The sequence below is a fragment of the Streptomyces sp. NBC_01233 genome, assembly GCF_035989305.1.
Lineage (GTDB): Bacteria > Actinomycetota > Actinomycetes > Streptomycetales > Streptomycetaceae > Streptomyces.
Genome location: NZ_CP108514.1, coordinates 7,604,632 through 7,628,109, shown reverse-complemented (window position 1 = coordinate 7,628,109; position 23,478 = coordinate 7,604,632). Strand labels below are relative to the sequence as shown.

Below are 23,478 nucleotides of genomic sequence, written 5' to 3'. Positions count from 1 at the left end.
AAACGGCCGTCCCGCTTCCATGTCTCCACCAACCGTCGCCTCATGCACTGGAGCTCCGTATGGACAAGGCCGATCTGGTCTTCACCCGCGGCCCCGTCTTCACCGTCGATCCGGCCCGCACCCGGGCGACCTCGCTCGCCGTCGTCGGCGACCGGATCGCGGCCGTCGGCCAAGACGAGGTCCGGGAGCTCATCGGCCCCCGCACCGAGGTCGTCGACCTGACGGGCAAGCTGCTGATCCCGGGGTTCCAGGACGCCCACATCCACGCCGTCTACGGCGGTACGGAGCTGGCCGAATGCGATCTGACGGGGACGGTCGGCGTCGCGGAGTACCTGACCCGGATCCGGGCGTACGCGGACGCCCACCCGGACCACGCGTGGATCACCGGCGGCGGCTGGTCGATGGAGAGCTTCGACGGAGGCCTGCCCACCCGCCAACTGCTGGACTCCGTACTCCCGGACCGGCCGGTGTTCCTCGTCAACCGGGACCACCACGGCGCCTGGGCCAACACCCGGGCGCTCGAGCTCGCCGGGATCACCGCCGAGACCCCCGATCCGGCCGACGGCCGCATCGAACGGGAGCCGGACGGCGGTCCCAGTGGAGTGCTCCAGGAGGGCGCCACCGCACTGGTCTCACGGCTTGTGCCCGCGGGCACCCCCGCCGACCGGCTGGTCGGCCTCCTGCGAGCCCAGGAACTGCTGCACTCGCTCGGCATCACCGGCTGGCAGGACGCGCTGCTCGGCGTATTCGGCGGCAAGCCCGATCCCTCGGACGCCTACGTGAGCGCCGCCCGGGACGGATCGCTCACCGCCCGGGTGACCGGCGCGCTCTGGTGGGACCGGGACCGCGGCGCCGAGCAGATCGAGGAACTGGTCGCGCTGCGGGAGAAGCTGAGCCACGGCCGCTTCCGGGCCGGCTCCGTGAAGATCATGCAGGACGGGATCGCCGAGAACTTCACGGCCGCCATGACCGCCCCGTACCTGGACGGCTGCGGCTGCGCGACGGCCAACACCGGCCTCAGCTTCGTCGAGCCGATGGCGCTGCGCGGGTATGCCGCCGAACTAGACGCCCTCGGATTCCAGATCCACTTCCACGCCCTGGGCGACCGGGCCGTCCGCGAGGCCCTCGACGCACTCGAAGCCGCCGTCGCCGCCAACGGCCCGCGCGGCAACCGCCACCACCTCGCCCACCTCCAGGTCGTGCACCCCGACGACCTCCCCCGCTTCGCCCGGCTCGGCGCCATCGCCAACATCCAGCCGCTCTGGGCCGCGCACGAACCGCAGATGGACGAGTTGACCATCCCCTTCCTCGGCCCCGAACGCGCCGCCTGGCAGTACCCCTTCGGCGATCTGGTGCGGGCCGGCGCCACCCTGGCCGCCGGGAGCGACTGGCCCGTCAGTAGCCCCGACCCCCTTGAGGGCATCCACGTCGCCGTCAACCGCAAGGATCCCGAGGCCACCGCCGACAACCGGGTCTTCCTGCCCGAACAGCGCCTCGACCTCGCGACCGCGCTGGCCGCCTACACGGCCGGCTCCGCCCATGTGAACGGCCTCGACGATGCGGGCAGCCTGCGCCCAGGCCACCTCGCCGACCTGGTCGTACTGGACCGCGACATCTTCGCGGCGCCCCCGGAGGAGATCGCCGAGGCCCGGGTGGAGCGAACCTACGTCGGCGGCAGGCTCGTCCACTCCGTCTGAAGGTGCGGCACCGCCTGAGGGCGCCGCACCGAGGATGCCCGTACGTCGAGCCGGGTCGGCACGAGCACCCCGGCCGACTCCCGGCGCCCGTCCTCCAGGACCGCCACGAGGAGTTCGATGCCGGCCACCGCGATCGCCTCGGGCCGCAAGCTCAGCGTCGTCACCGGCGGCTCGGTGTGCTCCGCCGTCACGTCCTCGCTGACACAGACGAGCAGCAGATCGCCAGGGACCTCATAGCCCTGGCGGCGCGCCGCCGCCAGGACGAGGGGCGGGCTCGCTTCGGCCACGACGAAGAGGGCGTCGGGGCGCACGCGGTCCGGCCCCTCACCGTCACCCGCCAGGGCGGTCTCGACCGCCCTTACGACCGGACCGTTGCCCGGGTCCCCGGCGTGTACGACCCGCTCCGCCACGCCGTGCGCGGCGCACCAGTCGCGGTAGGCGGCGAGCACCCCCGTATGGAACCGGGTCGCGCTGTCGGGCAGCACCAGCGCAGGCCGCCGAGCCCCTTGTTCCAGGAGGTGGTCCATGGTCCCGCACACGGCCGTCCCGGCCTCGACGTCCACCCAGTACGCACCCGGCCGCCCCTCGACGGAGCGGTCGCTGAACACCGGGATCCGGGCGGCGAGCAGGTCGTCGACGACCGGGTCGGCCACGACCGGGTCGGCCACGACCACCGCGTCCAGCGGCAGGCCGGCCCACTCGCTCTGCAGGGAGCCGGCGGGCAGCAGCACCACGGCGTATCCACGCTTCAGCGCGGTCGCGGCGGTGGCTCCGGTCAGCCTGGCGAAGTACGGAGATTCCAGGAAGGACCAAGGGGTGTCGGCAAGCTCCCCGACCATGTATCCGATCAGCCGGGCCCGCCCCGTGCGCAGTTGGCGCGCGGTGGCGTTGGGCCGGTAGCCCATGACGCGCGCGGTCTCGCGGGCCTTCTCCCGTACCTCGTCGGAGAGCCGTCCGGTGCCGTTGAGCGCCGCCGAGACAGTCGTCTTGGACAGTCCCGCCTCGCGGGCCACGTCGACGAGCCGGACGCGCTGGGCGGGCTGCGAGGGGGCCCCGTCATACCGTGAAACATCGGTCATGGGGGTGATGCTGCCACCCTCGCGACCTCTGCAAAACCGTTCCCGCAAAGTCTTGTGCGGGAACGTTCCCGCATCAATACTCGCTCCATCCCCCAGCGCCCGTCACTACACCCGTAAAGGGGTGGGTCTGCATGCGCACGCCCAGGATCATCACTCTTCTCGCCTGTACCGCCGCACTCGCGGCCACCACCAGCGCCTGCTCCGGCGCCTCCACCCACCAAACCGCCGACGGCGGCAGCTACCAGGTCACCGCCACCTCGCCGCCCGCGCAGGGCTCCCTGGACTCCTTCACCTGGTCCCTGTACGCCGAGCCCTACACGCTCGACTACGCCCTCGCCTACGACTACCCGCCGAACACCGTGCTCGCCAACGTCTGCGACCAGCTCCTGCGGGTCACGCCCGACATGAAGATCGAACCCGGTCTCGCGGTCAAGTACGCCCAGCCGGACCCCCGGACGCTGGTCTACACCCTGCGGCCCGACGTGAAGTTCCACGATGGGACGACGATGACCGCCGACGACGTGGTCGCCTCCCTGAAGCGCCAGATGGACCCGGCGACCGGATCGCCCTGGGGCTCGGCGTTCAAGAACGTCACCGCCATCGAGAAGACCGGCCCCCTGGAAGTGACCCTCCGGCTCTCCCGGCCGGACGTCCTCCTGAACGAACTCATGGCCGCCTCGCCCGGCACCATCGAGAGCGCGGCCACCCTGGCCAAGGCCGGCAAGGACTACGGCACGCCCAAGGGCACGGTCAACTGCACCGGCCCGTTCGCCCTCGACCAGTGGGCCCAGGGCGAGAGCATCACCCTCAAGAAGAACCCCGACTACTGGGACCGGTCGCTCATCCCCAAGTCCGAGCAGGTGAAGTTCACCTTCATCGAGGACCCGGCCGCCCGGGCCAACGCTTTCCTCTCCGACACGGCCGACGGCGGATACATGGTGCCCTCCGCCTCCCTCGCCAAGCTGCGCTCCAGCGGCAAGGGGAGCGTGCTGTTCGGCCCCAACAACGCCGCGTCCAACCTGGCCGTCCTCAACTTCCAGGGCACGCTCGGTGACCTCAAGGTCCGCCAGGCCCTGTCCATGGCGCTCGACCGGAAGAACATAGTCAAGGCCGCCGCCGCCGGCATCGGCGTACCCGCCAAGGCCCCCGCCGCACGCGGCGCCTGGGCACTGGCCCCGGAGAAGACCGCCCCGCTCTACGACACCCTGCCCGAGCCGGTGTACGACGTCGCGGCCGCGAAGAAGCTCGTCCAGGAGGCCGGAGCGACCGGCCGCACGATCACCCTGGCCACCAGCACGCTCGCGCCCGAGATCAGCGTCGTCGCCAACGCCGTCCAGGCCGCGGGGCGCCAGATCGGCCTCGACGTCCAGCTCAAGGTCGTCGCCCCCGACGCGTACAGCAGCATCTTCGTCGACCCGAACGCGCGCGCCGGCCTCGACCTGGTCATCACCAACGGATACGACAACACCCCCGACCCGCTGGAGTTCTACCAGTACCTGCGCACCGGGGACTTCGGTAACTACGGCAGCTGGACGAACGCCGAGTACGACGCCGCCTTCGACCGGGCCAACGCGGAGCCCGACCCCGCCGCGCGCGCGGACGGGACCGCCGAGCTCCAGCGGATCGCGCTGCGCGAACTGCCGATCATCCCCGTGTACGAGGCGCCCTACTCGGTCTTCCTCAGCAACCGGGTGACCGGCGCGCCGACCGGGATCGTGCAGCTGTACTACCCGTGGGCCGCGTCGATCGGGGCGGCGAAGCGATGACCCGCTACCTCGTCGGACGGCTCCTCGGCCTGGTGACGGTGCTGTTCGTGACCTCTCTCGTGGTCTTCGGCTCCATCCACCTGGCCCCCGGCGACCCGGTGTCGTTCCTGCTCCACGGCCGCCCCGCGACCCCTGAGGCCGTGGCGGCCCTGCGCGCCCAGTACCACCTGAACGACCCGCTGCCAGTGCAGTACGTGAAGTGGCTGGGCGGTGTCCTGCGCGGCGACTTCGGCCGCTCCGCGCAGTTCCACCAGGACGTCACCGAACTCATCGGCTCCCGGCTGCCCGGGACCGCCGTGCTCGTCGGGTACGCGGCCCTGCTGGTCGCCGTTCTCGGTGTGGCGGGCGGCATCCTCGCAGCGCTGCGGCCCGGCGTGCTGGACCGCGCGGTGCTCGTCGTCACCGGCGTGGCCACGGCGACCCCCTCGTTCGTCACCGCCATCGGGCTCGTATCACTCTTCGCCGTCCAATTGGGCTGGTTCCCGGGGCCGGGCGGCACTCCCGTGGGCTTCTCGGACCGGCTGTACCACCTGACGCTGCCGGCCTTCGCCCTGGCGCTGACCTTCGCGGGTCTGCTCGCCCGGGTGACCCGCTCGGCGATGCTCGACGAGCTCGGCCGCGAGCACGTCGAGGTGTCCCACGCCCGCGGTGTCGCACCGCGGACCGTGGTCCGCAAGCACGTGCTGCGCAACGCCCTGGGTCCGGTCGTCACCGTCGGCGGCACGATGCTCGCCGGGCTGCTCATCAGCACCTCGATCGTCGAGACCGCTTTCGACGTGCCCGGGCTCGGCTCCCTGCTCGTGCAGTCGGTGACCGCCAAGGACTTCGCCGTCGTCCAGGCGATCACGCTGCTCAGCGTGACGGCCTTCGTCCTGGTGAACCTCGCCGTGGACCTGCTCGCTCCCCTCATCGATCCCCGGCTGTCCCTCCACGGGGAAGGCTCCTCATGACCCTCACCACACCCTCCGCGGCCTCCCCGGCCGGCGCGGCGCCCACGCCGCTGCGCCGTCGGCCGAGCCTGCGCTTCCTGCGCAGGCTCGGCCAGGGCCCGATGTTCACGGCCTCGGTCGCGGTGCTCGCCGCACTCGTCCTGGTCGCCGTGCTCGCCCCCGTCCTCTCCCCGTACGACCCCGAGGTCCTCGACCTCACCTCGCCGCTAGCCGGAACCTCCGCCGAGCACCTGCTCGGCACCGACCAGTCCGGGCGGGACGTCCTGTCCCGGCTGATCCACGGCGCCCGCACCGGATTGCTCGGCCCGCTGCTCGTCGTCGTGGTCTCCACCCTCCTCGGCACCCTGCTCGGCGTCGTGGCGTCCTGGCGCGGCGGCTGGGCGGACTCGGTCCTGTCCCGCTCGATGGACATGGCCTTCGCGATCCCCGGCCTGCTGCTCGCGATCCTGCTCGTGTCCGCCGTCGGCTCCGGCATGACCGCACCGGTGATCGCCATGTCGGTGGCCTACACGCCGTACGTGGGACGGCTGGTGCGCGGGATCGCACGCCAGGAGAAGGCCCGCCCGTACATCGAGTCGTACCGGGTGCAGGGCTTCTCCGGCTGGAACGTCTGCCTGCGCCACCTGCTGCCGAACATCGCCCCGACCGTCTTCGCCCAGTCCGCGATGAACTTCGGATACGCGCTGATGGACCTGGCGGCGCTCTCCTTCCTCGGCTTCGGCGTGCAACCGCCGACCGCCGACTGGGGAGCCATGATCAACGAAGGCCAGTCGGCCGTCCAGCAGGGGGCGATGCTGCCCGCCCTGGCCCCCTCGGCGTGCATCGTGCTCGCCGTGGTGGCGTTCGGCATCGTCGGCGAGGGACTCGCCGACCGGATCGCGAGGCGTGAACGGTGAACACCATGACCGAGGAGAAGACACCGGCCGGCGGTCCGCCCGTCCTGGAGATCGACGGGCTCGGCATCCGCCTGCCGGACGACAAGGCGGCCCGGCCGATCCTGGACGGGGTCAGCCTGCGGGTACTGCCCGGCGAGACGGTCGGCCTGGTCGGCGAGTCCGGCTCCGGCAAGTCGGTGGCCTGCCGCAGCGTTCTCGGGCTGCTGCCCGCCGGCGCCCGCACCAGCGGACAGGTCCGGGTCGCCGGCCGGGACGTGCTCGCCATGAACCGCACCGAGCGGACCGCGCTGCGGGCTCGGCAGGTTGCGATGGTCTTCCAGGACCCGCGGGCCTCCGTCAACCCCCTGCGCCGGGTGGGCGACTTCCTCACCGAGGGACTGCGCGCCGCCGGAACCCCCGCCGCCGAGGCCACCGCCCGGGCCGAGGAACTCCTCGACGCGGTCGGCATCCGGGACCCGCGGGGCGCACTGCGCCGCCGTCCGCACGAGTTCTCCGGCGGCATGCTCCAGCGGGTGGTCATCGCCGCGGCGCTCGCGGCCGAACCCGCCCTGCTCGTGGCCGACGAGCCGACCACGGCCCTGGACGTCACGACCCAGGCGGAGATCATCGCGATTCTCACCCGGCTACGGGCCGAGCGCGGCACGGGCCTCCTCTTCGTCACCCACGACCTGGAACTGGCCTCCGCCATCTGCGACCGCGTGTACGTGATGTACGCGGGTCGGATCGTCGAGACGCGGGGCACGGACGATCTCTTCGACCGGCCGCGCCATCCGTACACGGCGGGGCTGCTCGCCTGCACCCCACGCATCGAACGGGGCTCACCGGCCCCCCGGCCGATCCCCGGCCGCCCCGTCTCGCTCTCCGAGGCGCCGCCCGGCTGCGCCTTCGCCGCGCGCTGCGCCCACGCGCTGCCGCGCTGCTCCGAGGAAACACCCGCACTTGCGCGGTACGGCGACGGGCTCGCCGCATGCCACCGCGCCGACGAAGGGATCACGCTGTGACCGTCGGAACCGTCGCGACGCAGGGACTCGTCGTCGAGGGGCTGTGCAAGCGGTACGGGAACCACGCAGCCGTCGACGACGTGTCGTTCACCCTGGCACCGGGAACCTCCCTCGCCCTCGTCGGGGAGTCCGGCAGCGGCAAAACCACGACGGTCCGCATGCTCGTCGGCCTGGAGCGCCCGGACGCCGGCACGGTACGCCTCGGCGGCCGGGACCGTTCGGCGCGGGTCCGCACCCGAGCCGAACGCCTCTCCCGGGCCCGGGAGATCCAGATGGTCTTCCAGGACCCGTACCTTTCGCTGGACCCGCGGGTCACGGCGGCCGGATGCGTGGACGAGGTCCTACGGCTCCACACCCAGCTGGACACCACCGCCCGCGGGGCCCGGGTCGCCGAGCTCCTGGAGCAGGTCGGCCTCGGCGAGCGCGAGGGTTCGGCACTGCCTCGGCGCCTCTCCGGCGGGCAGCGCCAGCGTGTGGCCATCGCGCGCGCCCTCGCGGTGGAGCCCAGCGTCCTCGTCCTCGACGAGGCGGTCGCGGCGCTCGACGTCTCCATCCAGGCGCAGATCCTCGAACTGCTCTCCACGATCCGCCGCGAGGCGGGCATCGGCTATCTCTTCGTCACCCACGATCTGGCAGTGGTCCGGCACATCGCGGACGAGGTGCTGGTGCTCAAGTCGGGGAGGGTCGTGGAATCGGGCCCGACCGGCCACGTACTGGACGCACCGCAACACCCGTACACGCGCCTGCTGCTCGACTCCGTACCCCGGCGCGGCTGGGATCCGGCCGCCTCGGTGTCGGAGCCCCGAACGCTCGGCTGACCGGCACCGGACCGCCGTCGACGGCATCGGCAACAGGTCGCTGAGACCCTTCGGCCAGAGACACCACAGCCTCCTCAGTCAACCTGGATGCGGAGATGAGCAGCGACGTCCGCGATCGTCAGGTCATGCTGCTCCCGGTCCCTGCGCCGCGTAGCCCTTCACGTCGCCCGGAGCACGGTCCCGGTCAGCCGCAATCCTCCATCAAAGCCAGCCTCTGCTGGGGGGAATCTGGGGGGAACGAGACCCCGCTGGGGAACAGCTGGGGGGAATCGGCTGCATGAGCGGGCAGCAAGGCGAAAGGGACGGAAAGTTGGATCGCCACAGGCCGGACCCCCTATACCGTCGATTTCCGCAGGTCAGCAGCCTGCGGGCGACGACTTCAAGAAGATCTCTGCCTGGGCAGCAATTCTCTTTGCGCCCACGCTCGTTGGCACCATCTACGGCATGAACTTCGATTCCATGCCGGAACTGGGTTGGAGCTTCGGATACCCCTTCGCGGTTGGCTTGATGGGGATGGTTTGCGTAAGTTTGTACGTAATTTTCAAGCGTCGGGACTGGCTCTAAGTGGAGGCTCACCCCTTTCACCCAGCACGCACGATTTACGCCCGCGCCTCCCGCACAAACCGCCCATTTGGGACTCTGGGGAGTCCCTGGAGAGAAGTAATGCGGACAATCTCCTCGTCCTGCCCTTTACGAGCCCCTGACCTGGGCTTTTTGGCATCCAACGAGCGGTGGGGAGAATCGACTGGCCTCACGAGCCTGTCGGCCGCACGCCGGAGCAACGCGGGTTACCGATAGGCGGCGTCTACCAAACCTGACGGCGCCGGGCCACATCACGGACAGTGAGAACAGCCGCTGCGCTCAGCGGGGCCCAAGGCCAGCCAGGCCGAAGCCGCCCGCGCCGCCCGCGTCCTGGTCAAGACCTCACCCGGCTCCCTCGACGAACGCGTCTGGCGCGCCTTCGAACCCCACACCGCGCCCCCGCGCGGCGGCCTGGAGACGATCGCAGCTCTCCGCGCCGCCGGTGTGCCCGCAGGCGTACTCATCGCCCCCGTCATCTCGCATGCCGGCGACCAGCCCCAGGCGCTCGACGCCGTCGTCGACGCCTACGCCGACGCCGGAGCCGTCACTCTTTACCCCGACGTCATGCGCATCAGCCCCGGCGCCCGCCACTGGGTTCCTCACCCAGTCCGCCACCCATCTCCCACCCCGCCTCCACCAGCGCCTCGCCGCCTCCTACGGCAACAACCGCTCGATGCACGCCTCATACGTCCGCCAGGTCACCCGACCGCATCCACACCCGCGCCACCCACCACGGCCTCCCCCGCTGGGACGACTACACCCACGCCACCGTTGCCGGCAGCCCATGAACAGGCGGCCGTGCCGGGACCGCCGGCATCCGGGAGGGGCGTGGCACCCGCCGCACACCGACACATTGCGTAGCCCGCCCCGACGCCTGGACCGCGCCCTGACCGGCGACGATTAGGCTTCGGAGGCCGGATTGGCTGGGAAGAATCCGGGGAGAATGCACATCCCGACCCCACAGGGATTCGAATGACCCCGCGCGTGGATTTCGCCCCGTTATATCCGGGAACTATGCGACCGGATTCAGGCCACCTGACCCGATCGAGCCTTGTTCGAACCCGCCTGGGCTGATGCGGCCGAGCGGCTCCTCCCCATTGGTGCAAAGCCCAACACTCGCCCGGCACCAATGAACTGGGCGCCGCGGCCACGCCGCCGCCACCTGCCGATGAAGCCCGCCCAAGGTTCGATTGACGGCCTCTCGGATTGATGTGAGGGATTGCCGCTCCTCTCGTGAAGAACTGTTTGACGGATCAACGGAGAAAGGGGTGACCGATGGCAGATGCGGGGTCGAAAGGCCCATGTCAACCTGCTGCTGTGACGGCCGGGTTGAGCGGATGCGGCCCCATGGCAGGCGTCCGAGGGAGCGAAGATCCGGTGATAGCATCCCGGCATCTGTGATTTTGATCCGTTTTTACGCAGATACCGATTGTGATCGGCGTCACGTTCTCCGCATAACAGCAGGTGAACCGTGCTGATCAGCTGTGCTGCGGGGCCTCGCGAGGTGTATCTGCAGCCGTCCGCATGTCATGCGCCGGGAAAGGTTTCCATGAATCGAGACGCACTTGTGTGGTGCTTGGTTGCGGTGGCGGCGATATCCGTCGTCGCGGTCGTGGCACTCGTCGCCCGCAACAGAGCGCTGGAGGCGAAGAAGGAGCACACCGAGGCCGAACTGAGGCACCAGCTGCTCGCGGCGGACAGCCACCTGCACTCGTCACGCGCCGAGCTGCAGGCCTTCCGGAACGAGCAGGACGCCACGCTCCGCGAGGCCAAGGAAGCGGCGGAGGAGAACACCAAGTCCGTCCTCAAGGGCGCCGCCAGTCTCCTGCAGAGCCTCGCCGCCGAGCAGACGACGCTGCTGGACGCCATCCAGCGCAAGTACGGCGGACATGCCGTCCTCAGCGACCTGTTGGACGTCAACCACGCCAACGCCCAGATGGCGCGCAAGGCCCAGGGCATCGCCGTCATGTGCGGTGCGCCGCTCGGCCGGCGCAACCGGCCCGCCAGCGTCTACGACGTGGTGCGCAGCGCCCAGGGTCAGATCCGCAACTTCCACCGGGTCGCGATCATGCAGCAGACCGGTCTCGCCCTCAAGGCGTCCGCGGTCGCGCCCGTGGCGCTCGCCGTGGCGGAACTCCTCGACAACGCCGCCAGCTTCTCGCAGCACGACGCGCCGATCGAGGTGACGTTCCAGCGCGTCCAGAACAACCTGTGCATCGTCATCGACGACGCCGGCGTCAGCATGAACGACGAGGACCGGCAGCGGGCGACCGCGCTGCTCTCCGGGGAAATCACTCCCCGCCTGTCGCAGCTCGGCACCCAGCCCAAGTTCGGCCTCCCGGTCATCGGACTGATCGCACGTCAGCACGGCTTCAAGGTGGACGTCACCGGAGTCTCCCGGTACGGCGGCGTCAGGGCCGTCGTCCTCTTGCCCGAGGAGCTGTGGACCATGGAGGAGATACCGCCCGTCCAGGAGGCTCCGGTCAGCAACATCCGGCGCACCTCCGAGAATCGGCCCCACAGTGCGCCCCACGGTGCGCCCCACAGTGCGCCCCAGAGCACGCCGCAGAGCGCCCCGTCGCGCACGATGCACGGTCTGCCCAAGCGCGGCGCGCGCCAGGCGCCCATCGCCAGCGTCCCCGATCCCGACCCCCGCCCCGACACCAGCTGGGCGGCGCCACGGAGCCCGGAAGAGACGGGCCGCGCTTCCGGGCGCAGCCTGGGGGCCTTCCAACGCGGCACGCTCTCCGGCCGCAACCTTGACGCCACCTCGTTCGAAGGGCCCGAAGACGCATGACCGCAGACCTGTCGTGGATGCTAGAGGACATCGTGGACAACGTGCCCCGGGCACGTCACGCCGTCCTGCTGTCCGCGGACGGCCTCCCTCGCGGTGCGACGGCAGGCCTGGCCGAGAACGATGTGCGCACCATCTCCGCCGCCATGGCCGGAATGCAGTCGCTCAGCCGGGCGACGGCCCACTTCGCCGGACCGGAGAAGGACCGGCAGTGGAACCAGACCATCATCGAGTTCTCGCACGGCTGGAACTTCCTGATCGGGGCGGGGCAGGGCTCGTACCTCGCCGCCGCGGCCGCGCCTGATGTGGACATGCAGCAGATCTCCTTCCGCATGCACCGCCTCGTGGCCCGGCTGGGCAACAACCTCACCTCGCCGCCGCGGGTGGGCCACGAGGACGCCGGAGGGGCGCGGGGGAACGCGCCCCGGCAGCAGAGCCCCGGTGACGCGAAGTTCGTCCTCGGCGAGCTCGACCGGGCGGTGTCCGAGGTCAAGGGCGCCCGGCACGCGGTGCTGCTGGGGTCGGACGGCCTTCCCCGCGGGGCGACCACCGGAATGAGCCGCGATCTGGCGGACACCATCTCCGCGGCCATGACGGGCATCCACGCCTACAGCCGGGTCACCTCCCAGTTCGCGGGGGTCGCCGAGGACGCGGAATGGCGTCAGACGGTCATCGAGTTCCAGCACGGCTGGATCTTCCTGCTGGCCGCCGGCCCCGACGCCTTCCTGGCGGCCGCCGCCGAACAGGCCTGTGACATTGAGGAGTTCACCACCCGGCTGCACTCGGTGGTTCCCAGACTGACCGCGACGGCGACACCGGCGAAGGGGACAGGACATGCCTGAGGGGTCCGGACAGGACGAAGAGCTGGAACTGACGTCTCCGTTAGTCCCCCTCTTCGTGATCACGAACGGACGAGCGCTGCCCCCGGACCACGAGTACGAGCACACGACGCTCGTGACGGCGACAGGGGCGGAGAACGGACAGGTCGCGGCACGCACGCTGTCGCCGGAAGCGGGGCGGGTCATGGACCTGGTCGCGGACGGATTCCTGTCCGTGGCCGAGGTGGCGGGGCACACGCACCTGCCCTTGGGCGTCGTCCGCATCCTGCTGGCGCAGCTGGAGGAAGACGGCCTCATCCTCGCGAGGACACCGATACCGCGCGCCGAACGTGTCGACAGAGAACTGGTCAGTGCCGTGCTCGAAGGCCTGAAGAATCGATTCGGAGCGTAAACGCGTGTACCTGGATCCAGATGTCTCCCACGCGGTGAAGATCCTCATTGTGGGGCACTTCGGGGTCGGCAAGACCACCTGCATCGGCAGCCTCTCCGAGATCGAGCCCCTGCGGACCGAGGAAGAGATCACCGAGGCCAGCGTGGGCTTCGATGACCTGTCGGGCACGCCCGACAAGACGACCACCACCGTCGCCATGGACTTCGGCCGGCTGACCCTCAGCGACACCCTGGTGCTCTACCTCTTCGGTACGCCCGGCCAGGAACGTTTCAAGGAGATGTGGGAGGAGCTCTCCCGGGGCGCCCTGGGCGCACTCGTCCTGGTCGATCCGGAGCGGCTGCACGAGTCCTTCCCCGTCCTGGACCTCGTCGAGCGCTTCGGCCTGACGTACGCCATCGCCGTGAACCACTTCGAGGGCACCACGCACTACCCACTCGACGAGGTGCGCGAAGCGCTGAACCTCACCGACGAGACCCCTGTCGTGGAGTGCGACGTACGGGATGAGAACTCCTCGGCGCAGGCCCTCATCACCCTCGTGAAACACCTCATGTCCCAACTCGGCTAGGAGCGCAGGAATGCAACAGCCACGTGAACCGATGGAGATACCCCCCGGCTGCCCCGCGCACGGGAACGTCCAGATGTACGGTCCCTCGTTCGGAGCCGACCCCGACAGCCACTACGCGCAGCTGCGCCACTACGGACCCAGTGCGCCCGTGGACATCGCCCCCGACGTCCAGGCCGAGCTCGTCACCAGCTACGACGCCGCCCTGTACGTCCTGCAGAACCCCGCCTCCTTCGTGCGCGACTCCCGCCGCTGGAACGCCCTCAACGAAGGGCGCGTCCCGGCCGGCAGCCCGGCCCTGCCCATGATGGGCTACCGCCCCAACGCCCTCTTCAGCGACGGCGCGGCGCACGCCCGGCTGCGCGGGGCGGTGACCGACAGTCTCGCGACCGTCAACGAGCACCAGCTCATCCGGCAGACGCAGCAGTCCGCCAACTACCTGATCAGCCAGTTCAGTACCGACATCCGCGGCCAGGCGGAGCTGATGGCCGAATACGCCCAGCCGCTGCCCCTGCTGGTCTTCAGTGAACTGTTCGGCTGCCCGCCCGAGATCGGCGACCGCGTGATCGCCGGGATCAGCGGCATCTTCGAGGGGACCCCCGGGGCCGACGAGGTGCTCGGCGGGGCGCTCACGGAGCTGATCGCCCTCAAGCGGCGCCGTCCGAAGGACGACCTGACGACGCGTCTGATGGAGCACCCGGCCCAGCTGAGCGACGAGGAGGTCCTGCACCAGCTCGTCACCCTGCTCTCCGGCGGCACCGCGCCGCTGGCCGCGGCCATCGGCACCAGCAGCGCCCTGTACCTCGGGGAGGACTGGCAGGTCGGCCTCCCGGTCGAGGACGCGGTCTCCCAGACCCTCTGGAACTACGCGCCGATCGCCAACTACGCGGCCCACTACCCGACGCACGACGTCGAGCTCGGCGACAGGGTGGTCCGGGCCAACGACCCGGTCCTCATCTCGTTCGCCGCGGCCAACACGGACCCGAAGCTGACCGAACACCGCGAACAGCTCAGCGCCAAGGCGCACCTGGCGTTCGGGGCGGGCCCGCACGCCTGTCCCGCCAAGGACCCGGCTTTCATGATCACCGTGACGGCCGTGGAGACGCTGCTCAACCAGCTCCTCGACGTGGAGATGCGCGTCCCGTTCAAGGCGCTCACCTGGGCTCCGAGCCCGTGGAGCCGCACCCTGGTCACCCTCCCGATCCGCTTCACCCCGAAGGCCGCCCCCCAGGCGTCCAAGCCGGCCGGATCGAACGCGGGCCAGGCCTCGCAGCAGCAGGCGGCGGTCTCCTCGCCCGCCGCCGGCCCCTCGCGCACGAGCACTGGTGCCGCGCCACAGCCCAAGGGCGGCCTGTTCAGCCGCTTCCTGGCCTGGACCAGGGGCGAGTGAGCCGAGTGTGATTCTAGTAACCTCCTGCGTACTCAGTGGTAGTGGATGCTCTAACGATCATGTGGGTAGGCATGGCGGCTGGTTCTCAGAAAGGAGCCGCCGTCATGGGGGTTACCACAACTCCGTCGTACGACCGCCGGGCGTCCGCCTCCCTCTTCTCCCGTCTGCGAACGGCAAGAGGGCAGGCCGACCCCTTCCCGATATACGCCGAGCTCCTCGCGCGGGGTGAGGTGGTCCCCGCCCCCTGGGGCGGCTTCGCCGTGACCGGCTTCGCCGCCTGCGACCAGGTCCTGCGCAGTCGTCAATGGCTGGAGCCCGACCGGGAATGGCGGGAGCGCCAGGGGCCCGGGACGCGCTGGAACGCGCCTTCCTCGCGCGAGATGAGCAATACCCTCGCCGCGCTCAACGCCCCCGACCACACCAGGGTGCGCCGGGCGGCGGGCACGTTCGACCGGTCCACCGTCGAGCGCATCGGCCACAATGTGGAACGGACCGCGGATCGGCTCCTCGACGCCTTCACCGAGCGAATACACACCGGCGAGGCGGACTTCTCGGAGCTCGTCTGCGAGGAGCTGCCGGTCGCCACCATAGGTGACTGGCTCGGGCTGCCGCGGGCCGACTGGTCCACGCTCCGCCAGTTGACGCACGATCAGGTCTTCACCCAGGAGCTGCTGCCGTCGGCCAGCCAGCTGGCCCTGTCCGACACGGCCACCGCCGAACTCCGGGCCTATTTCATGGAGCTGGTGCGCGACCGGCGCTCCCACCCCGGGAACGACCCCGTCACCGGATGGATCCGGACGTGGGACGCGATCGAACCCGACCGGGACAAGGCCGACGAGGCGGTCTACTTCCTGGTGCTGTTCGTCCTGCTGGCCGCCCTGGAGACCACAGCGACCCTCCTCTCGACGATGACGTTGCGGCTCGTCGAGAGCCCCGAGCGCTGGGACATGGTCGCGGACAACCCGGACCTCGTACCCGGGTTCGCTGAAGAAACGCTTCGCCACGACCCGCCCACCCACGTGATCAGCCGGGTCGCCCCGGAGGACACCGTGCTGGGAGGCTTCGAGATCCGCCGCGACGAGATGGTCCACCTCATGGTCGCCGCGGCGCACCGGGACCCGGCCAGGCACGGCGACCCGGACCGGTTCGACCCCGCACGCGTGCCCGGCCACCTCGCCTTCAGCGGCGGCATCCACTACTGCCTCGGCGCGCCACTGGCCCGCCTCGAAGCCCAGACCCTGCTCCGCCGGCTGATCCGGCGCCTTCCCCGTCTCACTCTCGTACGCCCCCCGTCGATGGCGCCGCGTGTGGCGTTCCGGCGCCTCCTCAACCTGGACGTGGCACTCGCATGACCGAATGGACCCCCTCCCCCGTGCGCACCCGGACCGCGCCCAAGGCGATCCGTGCCGAGCAGGACGGCCCCGTCCTGCACGTCCGCCTCAACCCCTGGGGGCAGGACGACACGCTGGACACCGCGGTCCTCGACGACCTCATCGCCCTGCTCGACGACCTCCACGAGAGACCCGACGTCCGGATCCTGACGCTGTCGTCGCTGGGTCCGGACTTCTGCCTGGGTGCCGACCGCGACGAGTACCGGGAGGCGCTGGCCGACGATCCGTCGGGGGCGGGCCTGCGGCGCATCGCCGACAAGGCGCACCGCCTGTGCCAGGCCCTGGAGAACACCCACGCGGTCACCATCGCCCGGCTACACGGGCGGGTCATCGGCGCGGGCCTGGCCCTCGCCGCCTTCTGCGATCTGCGCGCCGGTGCCGACACCAGCCGCTTTCGCATGCCGGAGGTCGGCATCGGGCTACCGCCGGCGTGGGGCGGGGCGATGGGACGCCTGGTCTCCGAGGCCGGCGCCTCCAGGATTCGCGAGCTCATGCTCACCTGCGACGTCTTCGACGCCGACACCGCCCACCGTATCGGTCTGCTTCACCGGACCGCCCCGCTCGACCAGCTGGACAAGGTGATCGACTCCTGGACCAGGCCCCTCGTCCGACGCTCGCCCGAAGCACTCGTCCTGACCAAACGGATGCTGGCCAGCTACGCACGGGCGGACAGGACGGCAGACGTCTCCGTGCTCGACTCCCATCTCCTGGCAGCTGCTCTCCACCAGCAAGCAAGGGGCTGACCCCTCCCAGGCGGATGCGGGCGCCCGGCCCGCCACGGGCCGCCGAGACAGGGGACGGCCGGGCGCCTGGCCCGTACGACGGGCACGGTCCGCGCGGCGAGGTGCCTGACCACTCGCGATCGGATCGGACACCTCGCGCCGGGCCCGCAGCCCCAGCGGCCGGTACTCCAGCTGGACCTCGGTGTATGTCCTGGCCAACGGCTTGAGCGTGGGGATTCTGCCGGAACTATCCCGGGTGAGAGGCGGGTTCGCCGTGTGTAGTGACAGCGGCGGGCCCGGGCCTGGTCTGCCCGATGGCACCGTCATGGCACTGCGCCGTCTCCGCCTCCGCTGATCTCTGTACCAGCGAGGTCTTCGGGGAGCCGTGCGCAAGCGACCGCGACTGGGGAGGATCTGGGGAGAACGAAGCCTCGTTGGGGCGCGGCTGGGGAGGATCAGCCGTACAAACGGGCAGCACGGCGAAAGGGCCGGAAAGGCGGATCGCCGCAGGTCGGCGTGCCTCTCCGGGCGCTTTCCGCAGGTCAGCGGTGTGAGGGTGACGACTTCAAGAAGATCTCCTCGTGGGCCGCCACCCTCTTCGCCCCCACCCTGGTCGGCACGATCTACGGCATGAACTTCGAGGTCATGCCGGAACTCCACTGGGCAGCCGGCTACCCGTTCGCCGTCCTCCTGATGGCGGTGGTCTGCGTCAGCCTGTACGTCATCTTCAAGAAGCGCGACTGGCTGTAGGCCAGGGCCCACCAGGCCGACCGGATTTCCGATTGCCGACGCATTCGAGAGGCCGCTCCAGCCCCGCGGGTGGCGCTTCCATGCCAGCCGCGTGTCCAGACGGATACGATCCTGGCCGCCGCAAGGCCGGCGTACGGCCTGGCCTGGCCTGGCCAGCGGCGCCCCCGCTGCCAGGATCGCTGCCGCCTACCCGCTCAGCGCCAGGTCTGGTACGGGCTCTTCTGGCTGTGGGTCCCGCACGGGAAGGTACGGAGGTGGTGGGCCGGGCTGTCGTCCAGGCACAGGCCGGTCTGCTGGTTCTTCAACTCGACAGCCCCGTCGGGGTAGCGGTGCACGATCCAGCTCTGGTCCTTGGCCTTGTCGCACGGATAGGGCGTGACCTTGCCCCCGGGGCTGTCGGTCAAGCACCTGCCCGTCTTGATGTTCCGCAGTTCACGGGTGCCGTCGGCCCACCGGTGGACGTTCCACTTCTGGTGGTCGTTGCCCAGGCAGGTGTACGTCCGGATCCCGTGCTCGCTGTCGTCCAGGCAGGCCGACGTCGCATCGTTGCGGAAGCTCTGGACGCTGTCGAGCGCGCTCGTCGGGGCCGCGTCGGCCTCGTGGGTGGCGCTGGCCGTAGCCAGGCCCGCGGCGAGCAGCACGCACGCGACGGTTGCCCGGAGCCTCTTCGTTGTCGTCGAAACGGTGTTCATGACTCTCCTCGGTCGATGGGGAGGGGGTACTACGGATGGCTGCGCGGGGCGGGGCACCGCCCCGCCCCGTGCGAACGGACGGATGGACGGACGGACGGATGGACGGATGGACGGATGGACGGATCAGCCCACGATGTTGACGGGCCGGTAGGCGTGGTAGCCGTCACGGCCGTTCACCCCGTAGGAGTGCTGCTTCCAGCGGGTACCGACCCCGCCCGCCTGCTCGTAGGACTTGTAGACGGTGTGGGCGTTGTTGGCCCAGCCGTCGAAGATGACCACGTGGCGGTTGTCGGGGTTGTTGCTGTTGGCCTTGATGACCAGGTCGCCGGGGGCCAGGTCCTTCATTGAGATCCGGCGCGTGAACCCGTCGTTCTTCAGCGAGACGGTGTTGGGGCCGGGCTTCGAGAGCCCCAGCGCCATCGAGACGTAACCGGAGCAGTCCTGCCGGTATCCGTCCTTCCACCGCTTGTTCTGGCTGTAGGGGACGGGGCGGCCGTTGTTCGCGGTCAGCCAGGTCTTCGCCCGTGCCAGCACCTGGGCGCGGGTGATACGGGGAGCCGCCTGGACCGCAGGGGCCGATCCGGCCTGATCGGCCCAGGGCGCGAGGGCACCGCCCACCTCGGCGGTCGCCCACGCCGCGGACGCCGCGGATACGGAAGGAGCCGCGGGCGCGGACGGCGCAGTCAGGGCGACGGACCCGGCGCACAGGACCGCTGTCAACGCTGCCACACCCCAACGGCGGGTGGTCTTCTTGGACATGTGGATTCTCCTGTTTCTGTGTTCTCGCTTGTGGCGGATGGAGGCGCCGGTCCACGCGGCCGGGCAAGGGCGTCAGGACTCCAGGCCGACACGGGAGCCGATACGGGCCGTGGCGGTGAAGGCTGCGAAGCCCTGGAGTCTGGGGGGGGGAGGGACGGTTCGGTCGTCCTCGGTGACACCCGTGCCGGAGATGCGAGGCCGCGATGCGGCGCTTGCACGGGCTGCGGGGCCGGACGAGAAGGAGTCTGCGGGCGGCGATGCGGCCAGGGCAAGGCTGTCCCGTTTGCTTCACCGATGTCGGGATCCCTAAGGTTCTGACCTGCTGGGACATGACCATCCCGGGACATGAAGCGGCCTGCGAAGCATCAGTGTGCGGCCGTCGGAAAGGGGCGAACGTGACAGGCCTCGACGAACCACACGGCAGTGCGGCGCAGCAGTTGGGGAGTGCGCTGAAGGCTTTGCAGCGGCGATCCGGTCGCACGCTGCGTTCACTGGAATCCGAGGTGATGACCAGTGATTCGTCGCTGTCGCGCTACTTGCGGGGCAGCACGGTCCCGCCGTGGTCGACCGTCCACGACCTGTGCCGGGCCTTGGGCGCGGACCCCTCTGAGTACCGCGCCCTGTGGGAGGCGGCGGACCGGTGCCAGCCGAAACCGCCCGCGGGCGCGGGCCCGTCCGCCGCTACGGAGGGCCGGTGGCGCCGTTGGCGGCGTACGGCAGGTCGGTGGGTATCGCACCGCTGGGTGTGGGCCGCGGGCGGTGCGTGCGCCGGCCTGTTGTGCGGCGGCGCTCTGGCGTTGTTCGGTCCGTGGCCGTCGGGTTCAGCACCCGGGCAAGGCGCACCGGGTCGGCAGGCGGCGTCCCCCAAGGCGGTCGGAAAGGCCGGACCGCAGCTCGACGACCACAGCCGGATCTTCGTCAACCGGGTCACGGGCAACTGTCTGGACCACAGCCTCGACAAGGGCCTGCGTTCCTTCGCGCCCAACGGAATGAGCTACCAGAGGTGGACGGTCCACCCGTATCCCGACGGCACCAGCGAACTGCGCAACCACGCCACCGGCGCCTGTTTGGACAGCGGCGACTCCGCGCTGCAGGGGGCGTCCTGCAGCAAGGCCGCCACACAGAAGTGGGTGGTCACACCCCTGACCGACGCATCGGTAGAGATCAAGAGCCGGACCACCGGAGCCTGTCTGGACGACAGCGGCCAAGGGCTGCGGGCCGTGCCCTGCGACGGCTCGAATCACCAGAAGTGGGGCTGACGCTGTGGAGGGTCCGCCGCGGACCCTCCACCCGCACCAGCTGAGGCAGCCTCAGGCCACTTCCACGGAGTCGAGTTCCGCGTAGTAATCGCCCTTGGTCAGGCGTACGGTGTTCCAGCCCCGACGCAAGGAGACAGGCACGCTCGCCTGCTGCCAGTTGTCCCATCCGGTGTACGGATAGTCCACCCGTCCGTCGGCCGGAGCCTGCCCGTTGACGGTGAGGCTGTGGGAGGCCGGTACCGGCCCGTCGGCGCCGTCCCGGGAACCGTTGCCGTACCGGACCGTCAGCGTGTGCGGTCCCGCCGAGGCGGCGAAGACGGAGAACTCGACGAAGCTGTCCGGGTGGTCGATCCCGCCGACCGCCCGACCGTCGAGGGCCTCTGCCGCATCACGGACGACCGCCCGGTGCACCCGTGCGCTCTCCGCCTGATGGAGTACCTTGCTGCCGCGAACGACCGGACGGCCGTCCGCGAAGCCGAGGTCCGCCGCGTACAGGAAGCGTCGCTCGGGGCCGTCATGACTCCAGCCGTGGAAGAGGATCCGGTCCTGCCCGTCCGGACCGGTCACGACATCCTGCCCTCCGGGGCCGCGGACCGTGCCGCTGAAGGACTCGGTGGACATCAGCGGCGTCGTCGCCTTGACGTAGGGGCCCGTCAGCCGAGTGGCCACCGCGTAGCTCGTCTTGTAGTGGTGGTCACCGTAGAAGTCGGCCGAGTAGAACAGCACGTAGCGGCCGTCACGCCGCACGAGGGTCGGGGCCTCGACAAGTTTCCCCTCCCATTCGCGGTCCTGCCCGATCAAAGCGACGGGCTCTCCCGTCGTACGGGTTCCGTCCCAGGAGACCGGCTGCAGGTAGATCCGGGTGGCCAGCTCGCAGCAGTTCCCGTCGTTCTTCCAGAGCAGGTACCGCCGGCCGTCCTCCGTATGGCTCGCGGCGTCGATGGCGCCCCCTGCTCGGCCGGGCAGACCAGTGGTCCCTTGCCGGTGGGCAGGAACGGGCCGTCGGGTGAGGACGACAGGGCGACGCCGATGCACTGCTTGCCGCTGGCCCGGTCGCGAGCGGTGTAATGCATGGTGAATCCGTGTCCGTTGGCGAATACCTCCGGCGCCCATACGAGAGAACGCGTCGGCTCCGCCCAGTCCCCGAGGCGGGGCAGGGGGTCCGTCTCGGCCGGGGACCAGTGGACCAGGTCCGTGGACGTGGCGTGCTGGATGTTCGCCGCCTCACCGTTGGTCGCGTAGGCGTGGTAGGTGCGGCCCACCCTCACGACATCCGGATCGGGAAAGTTCCGGCCCAACACCGGCCCCGCCGTGTCGGCTCCGGCGGGCGGTGCAGCGAGGAGGCCTGCGGCGAGCACTCCGGTGGCCGCGACGGCTACCGACCGCCAGAACCGGCGTTCGATTGTGGGGAACACCTGTCTTCTCCTTGAGCTCGAGGAGTTGCATGCGAGGAGGCTGCGCCGTCCGTTTCGATGGACTAACGCCCTGAACATCGACCGGTTGCGGCAGCCCGGGGAGTTGGCCGCTTGGCGATTTCGGATGCGCAAGCGAAGCCCTCGCCCCCTTGCCGCCTGCCTCGGGCCATGAAGTGGGCGTAGTGGTCGAGGGTGATGGTCGGGCTGGAGTGGCCGAGCCAGGTCCACGAGGACCGCGAGGTTCCTGCGAGCCTTCGACAGAGGAACGTCGGTGATCTCCTTGAGCGCGTACACCCCTGTCGCCGTCACGAGCCGCCAGTTCCGGTTCATCAGGCCATGGGCAAGGAACCGCCGATCACTCACCGCGCCCAGCCCGAATGCGTCGGACAGAGCGGGCAGCACTGCCGCCAGACCATCTTCTCGAGTCGTATCCGTCACCCCGAGCACGGTACTCCGGCGCCGAATCCCGCACCCGAATTCGTCACCCAGGTCCCCACAGAGAGTCGGAGGAAGAAGCGAGCCGGAATCGCCGTCCCCCACCGGCTCGCCTGACTCCGCCCGTGGCGGAGCCGGAACCGCCCCGGCGGCCTCACTACCCTGACCGACGGACCACCCGCGGCCTTACGACGATCGGGAGACCTATGACGACGCCCTCCGCCGCCCGAATCGAAGACCTCCTGCAGACCGGCGTTCGCGAAGAGGTCTACCCCGGCGCGGTGTGGGCGGTCGGGGACGCCGACGGCATCCGCGCGAGCGGAGCCGTCGGCCTCCCCGACCCCGACCGGCCCGACGAACCCATGCGGCTGGACACCGTCTTCGACGTAGCCAGCCTCACCAAGATCCTCGCCGTCTGGTCCACGATCGGCACGCTCGCCGAAGAGGGCAAACTCGACCTCCACACCCCTCTGGGCACTTTCTGGGACGAGGTCGTCGGCCACCCCCTGGCCCGAGCCGTAGCCCACCACCACCTGACCCACACCGCGGGCCTGCCCCTGCGCGCCAACCTGAAGAACCTCTACGGCACCGACCCCCAGGACATCCGCGACGGCGTTCTGGTGATGCGGGCACGGCGCGGGCGCCGAACTGCGGCGGCCCCGCAAGCGGTCACCTCGTACGTACCGGCGCCCGCAGGCTGACGCTCCACACGTCCCCGTGCCCCGCGTGGTAGCCCCGCTGCTCCTCCTCGTCGTCCACGACGATCACGGAGACGTTGGACGCCGCCGCCCGGTATTCGAGGAAGCCGCCCTGGTCGGTGACCGTGAGTTCCGGGGCTCCGGGGACGCGTGCGAGTTCCTCCCGCACGTCCTCCCAGGCGATGTAGCGGGGGAACGCGACCCCCGTGGCCCGGGCCCACTCCGTCGCCATGCCGTCGCCGGACGCGAGCCGGTGCAGCTCAATCGACCCGCCGGACATCACCCACGCGTCACCGGGGTTGAAGCAGAACTCGACGAACCCGTAATCGCGGCGCACCGACTGGCCGCCCTCGCCGATGACATCGAAGAAGCGGTGGCGGAAGGCCCGGTCGACCTCACCGAAGGTGGAGCCGATGCCGATCCCGTGCAGGCGTCCGGTCCTGAGGAACGAGGCGAGGAATTCGATGCCGGTCACGGCCAGTTCTCCCATGTGTCGATCAGGGCTTGCATGTCCGCTTGTTCACGGAGTCCACGGCCGCCGGCCCCCCTGTCCGCCGGCCGGCCGCCTCGAGCCTGATGGCGGCACCGGTGA

20 protein-coding genes and 4 pseudogenes are annotated in these 23,478 nt (G+C 70.3%); 17 read left to right on the top strand and 7 right to left on the bottom strand.

Annotated features, from left to right (window positions below; translation table 11 throughout):
• Positions 1-59: 59 nt before the first annotated feature.
• Positions 60-1,697, top strand: coding sequence for an amidohydrolase (locus OG332_RS35635; protein ID WP_327417321.1), 1,638 nt, complete (start codon positions 60-62; stop codon positions 1,695-1,697).
• Here OG332_RS35635 and OG332_RS35630 read toward each other — a convergent pair.
• A complete protein-coding gene (locus OG332_RS35630; RefSeq protein ID WP_327417320.1) occupies positions 1,664-2,776 on the bottom strand; it encodes a LacI family DNA-binding transcriptional regulator in 1,113 nt (370 codons plus the stop codon). The two genes, OG332_RS35635 and OG332_RS35630, sit on opposite strands and share 34 nt — an antisense overlap.
• A gap of 131 nt (positions 2,777-2,907) precedes the next feature.
• Here OG332_RS35630 and OG332_RS35625 point away from each other — a divergent pair, with 131 nt between their 5' ends.
• The 6 genes and pseudogenes from OG332_RS35625 to OG332_RS35600 all read left to right on the top strand — a co-directional run.
• Complete coding sequence (locus tag OG332_RS35625) at positions 2,908-4,542, top strand: ABC transporter substrate-binding protein (RefSeq protein ID WP_327417319.1); 1,635 nt, start codon at positions 2,908-2,910, stop codon at positions 4,540-4,542.
• Positions 4,539-5,492 (top strand): ABC transporter permease, encoded by a 954-nt coding sequence (locus OG332_RS35620; protein WP_327417318.1) that lies wholly within the window; start codon positions 4,539-4,541, stop codon positions 5,490-5,492. The genes OG332_RS35625 and OG332_RS35620 overlap by 4 nt, the downstream gene beginning before the upstream one ends.
• Positions 5,489-6,388: an ABC transporter permease gene (locus tag OG332_RS35615; protein WP_327417317.1), complete on the top strand. Its 900-nt coding sequence runs from the start codon at positions 5,489-5,491 to the stop codon at positions 6,386-6,388. The genes OG332_RS35620 and OG332_RS35615 overlap by 4 nt, the downstream gene beginning before the upstream one ends.
• Positions 6,389-6,393: 5 nt before the next feature.
• A complete protein-coding gene (locus OG332_RS35610) occupies positions 6,394-7,389 on the top strand; it encodes an ABC transporter ATP-binding protein (RefSeq protein WP_327419477.1) in 996 nt (331 codons plus the stop codon).
• Positions 7,356-8,207: an ABC transporter ATP-binding protein gene (locus tag OG332_RS35605; RefSeq protein WP_327417316.1), complete on the top strand. Its 852-nt coding sequence runs from the start codon at positions 7,356-7,358 to the stop codon at positions 8,205-8,207. Before OG332_RS35610 ends, OG332_RS35605 begins: the two co-directional genes overlap by 34 nt.
• 372 nt (positions 8,208-8,579) lie before the next feature.
• Positions 8,580-8,771 (top strand): annotated as a pseudogene (locus OG332_RS35600) (CorA family divalent cation transporter); the annotation flags it as partial.
• Positions 8,772-9,131: 360 nt separating this feature from the next.
• Here the strand turns inward: OG332_RS35600 and OG332_RS35595 are convergent.
• The gene (locus tag OG332_RS35595) at positions 9,132-9,404 is read right to left on the bottom strand and encodes a hypothetical protein (protein WP_327417315.1); all 273 of its coding nucleotides are present in this window, start codon (positions 9,402-9,404) and stop codon (positions 9,132-9,134) included.
• Positions 9,405-10,338: 934 nt separating this feature from the next.
• Between OG332_RS35595 and OG332_RS35590 the strand changes: the two genes are divergently transcribed.
• The 8 genes and pseudogenes from OG332_RS35590 to OG332_RS35555 all read left to right on the top strand — a co-directional run.
• Positions 10,339-11,586, top strand: a complete 1,248-nt coding sequence (locus tag OG332_RS35590; protein ID WP_327417314.1) for an ATP-binding protein — start codon at positions 10,339-10,341, stop codon at positions 11,584-11,586.
• A complete protein-coding gene (locus tag OG332_RS35585; RefSeq protein WP_327417313.1) occupies positions 11,583-12,425 on the top strand; it encodes a roadblock/LC7 domain-containing protein in 843 nt (280 codons plus the stop codon). Before OG332_RS35590 ends, OG332_RS35585 begins: the two co-directional genes overlap by 4 nt.
• Positions 12,418-12,813 (top strand): DUF742 domain-containing protein, encoded by a 396-nt coding sequence (locus tag OG332_RS35580; RefSeq protein ID WP_327417312.1) that lies wholly within the window; start codon positions 12,418-12,420, stop codon positions 12,811-12,813. The genes OG332_RS35585 and OG332_RS35580 overlap by 8 nt, the downstream gene beginning before the upstream one ends.
• A 4-nt stretch (positions 12,814-12,817) precedes the next feature.
• The gene (locus tag OG332_RS35575; RefSeq protein ID WP_030237619.1) at positions 12,818-13,378 is read left to right on the top strand and encodes a GTP-binding protein; all 561 of its coding nucleotides are present in this window, start codon (positions 12,818-12,820) and stop codon (positions 13,376-13,378) included.
• Between the two features lie 10 nt (positions 13,379-13,388).
• Positions 13,389-14,765, top strand: a complete 1,377-nt coding sequence (locus tag OG332_RS35570) for a cytochrome P450 (RefSeq protein ID WP_327417311.1) — start codon at positions 13,389-13,391, stop codon at positions 14,763-14,765.
• 104 nt (positions 14,766-14,869) lie between these two features.
• Positions 14,870-16,117, top strand: a complete 1,248-nt coding sequence (locus OG332_RS35565) for a cytochrome P450 (protein ID WP_327417310.1) — start codon at positions 14,870-14,872, stop codon at positions 16,115-16,117.
• Positions 16,114-16,899 (top strand): enoyl-CoA hydratase/isomerase family protein, encoded by a 786-nt coding sequence (locus OG332_RS35560; protein ID WP_327417309.1) that lies wholly within the window; start codon positions 16,114-16,116, stop codon positions 16,897-16,899. The genes OG332_RS35565 and OG332_RS35560 overlap by 4 nt, the downstream gene beginning before the upstream one ends.
• Positions 16,900-17,442: 543 nt before the next feature.
• Positions 17,443-17,628, top strand: a pseudogene (locus OG332_RS35555) (CorA family divalent cation transporter); the annotation flags it as partial.
• Positions 17,629-17,822: 194 nt separating this feature from the next.
• Here OG332_RS35555 and OG332_RS35550 read toward each other — a convergent pair.
• Positions 17,823-18,320, bottom strand: a complete 498-nt coding sequence (locus tag OG332_RS35550) for an RICIN domain-containing protein (protein ID WP_327417308.1) — start codon at positions 18,318-18,320, stop codon at positions 17,823-17,825.
• A 123-nt stretch (positions 18,321-18,443) separates the two neighbouring features.
• Complete coding sequence (locus OG332_RS35545) at positions 18,444-19,079, bottom strand: hypothetical protein (RefSeq protein WP_327417307.1); 636 nt, start codon at positions 19,077-19,079, stop codon at positions 18,444-18,446.
• Positions 19,080-19,282: 203 nt separating this feature from the next.
• On the opposite strand from OG332_RS35545, the gene OG332_RS35540 reads away from it, so the two are divergent.
• Positions 19,283-20,338 (top strand): RICIN domain-containing protein, encoded by a 1,056-nt coding sequence (locus OG332_RS35540; protein WP_442816257.1) that lies wholly within the window; start codon positions 19,283-19,285, stop codon positions 20,336-20,338.
• 51 nt (positions 20,339-20,389) lie between these two features.
• On the opposite strand, the gene OG332_RS35535 is transcribed toward OG332_RS35540, so the two are convergent.
• On the bottom strand, positions 20,390-21,373 hold the full coding sequence (locus OG332_RS35535) for a family 43 glycosylhydrolase (RefSeq protein ID WP_327417305.1): 984 nt from the start codon (positions 21,371-21,373) through the stop codon (positions 20,390-20,392).
• Between the two features lie 2 nt (positions 21,374-21,375).
• A pseudogene (locus OG332_RS35530) lies at positions 21,376-21,831 on the bottom strand (family 43 glycosylhydrolase); the annotation flags it as partial.
• Between the two features lie 578 nt (positions 21,832-22,409).
• Between OG332_RS35530 and OG332_RS35525 the strand changes: the two are divergent.
• Positions 22,410-22,808 (top strand): annotated as a pseudogene (locus OG332_RS35525) (serine hydrolase); the annotation flags it as partial.
• Positions 22,809-22,857: 49 nt separating this feature from the next.
• Here OG332_RS35525 and OG332_RS35520 read toward each other — a convergent pair.
• Positions 22,858-23,361 (bottom strand): hypothetical protein, encoded by a 504-nt coding sequence (locus OG332_RS35520; protein WP_327417304.1) that lies wholly within the window; start codon positions 23,359-23,361, stop codon positions 22,858-22,860.
• Positions 23,362-23,478: the final 117 nt, after the last annotated feature.

Coding starts and splice junctions, on each gene's coding strand:
- OG332_RS35635 (WP_327417321.1), top strand. CDS start 60: ATGGACAAGGCCGATCTGGTCTTCACCCGCGGCCCCGTCTTCACCGTC.
- OG332_RS35630 (WP_327417320.1), bottom strand. CDS start 2,776: ATGACCGATGTTTCACGGTATGACGGGGCCCCCTCGCAGCCCGCCCAG.
- OG332_RS35625 (WP_327417319.1), top strand. CDS start 2,908: ATGCGCACGCCCAGGATCATCACTCTTCTCGCCTGTACCGCCGCACTC.
- OG332_RS35620 (WP_327417318.1), top strand. CDS start 4,539: ATGACCCGCTACCTCGTCGGACGGCTCCTCGGCCTGGTGACGGTGCTG.
- OG332_RS35615 (WP_327417317.1), top strand. CDS start 5,489: ATGACCCTCACCACACCCTCCGCGGCCTCCCCGGCCGGCGCGGCGCCC.
- OG332_RS35610 (WP_327419477.1), top strand. CDS start 6,394: ATGACCGAGGAGAAGACACCGGCCGGCGGTCCGCCCGTCCTGGAGATC.
- OG332_RS35605 (WP_327417316.1), top strand. CDS start 7,356: ATGCCACCGCGCCGACGAAGGGATCACGCTGTGACCGTCGGAACCGTC.
- OG332_RS35590 (WP_327417314.1), top strand. CDS start 10,339: ATGAATCGAGACGCACTTGTGTGGTGCTTGGTTGCGGTGGCGGCGATA.
- OG332_RS35585 (WP_327417313.1), top strand. CDS start 11,583: ATGACCGCAGACCTGTCGTGGATGCTAGAGGACATCGTGGACAACGTG.
- OG332_RS35580 (WP_327417312.1), top strand. CDS start 12,418: ATGCCTGAGGGGTCCGGACAGGACGAAGAGCTGGAACTGACGTCTCCG.
- OG332_RS35570 (WP_327417311.1), top strand. CDS start 13,389: ATGCAACAGCCACGTGAACCGATGGAGATACCCCCCGGCTGCCCCGCG.
- OG332_RS35565 (WP_327417310.1), top strand. CDS start 14,870: ATGGGGGTTACCACAACTCCGTCGTACGACCGCCGGGCGTCCGCCTCC.
- OG332_RS35560 (WP_327417309.1), top strand. CDS start 16,114: ATGACCGAATGGACCCCCTCCCCCGTGCGCACCCGGACCGCGCCCAAG.
- OG332_RS35550 (WP_327417308.1), bottom strand. CDS start 18,320: ATGAACACCGTTTCGACGACAACGAAGAGGCTCCGGGCAACCGTCGCG.
- OG332_RS35545 (WP_327417307.1), bottom strand. CDS start 19,079: ATGTCCAAGAAGACCACCCGCCGTTGGGGTGTGGCAGCGTTGACAGCG.
- OG332_RS35540 (WP_442816257.1), top strand. CDS start 19,283: ATGCGGCGCTTGCACGGGCTGCGGGGCCGGACGAGAAGGAGTCTGCGG.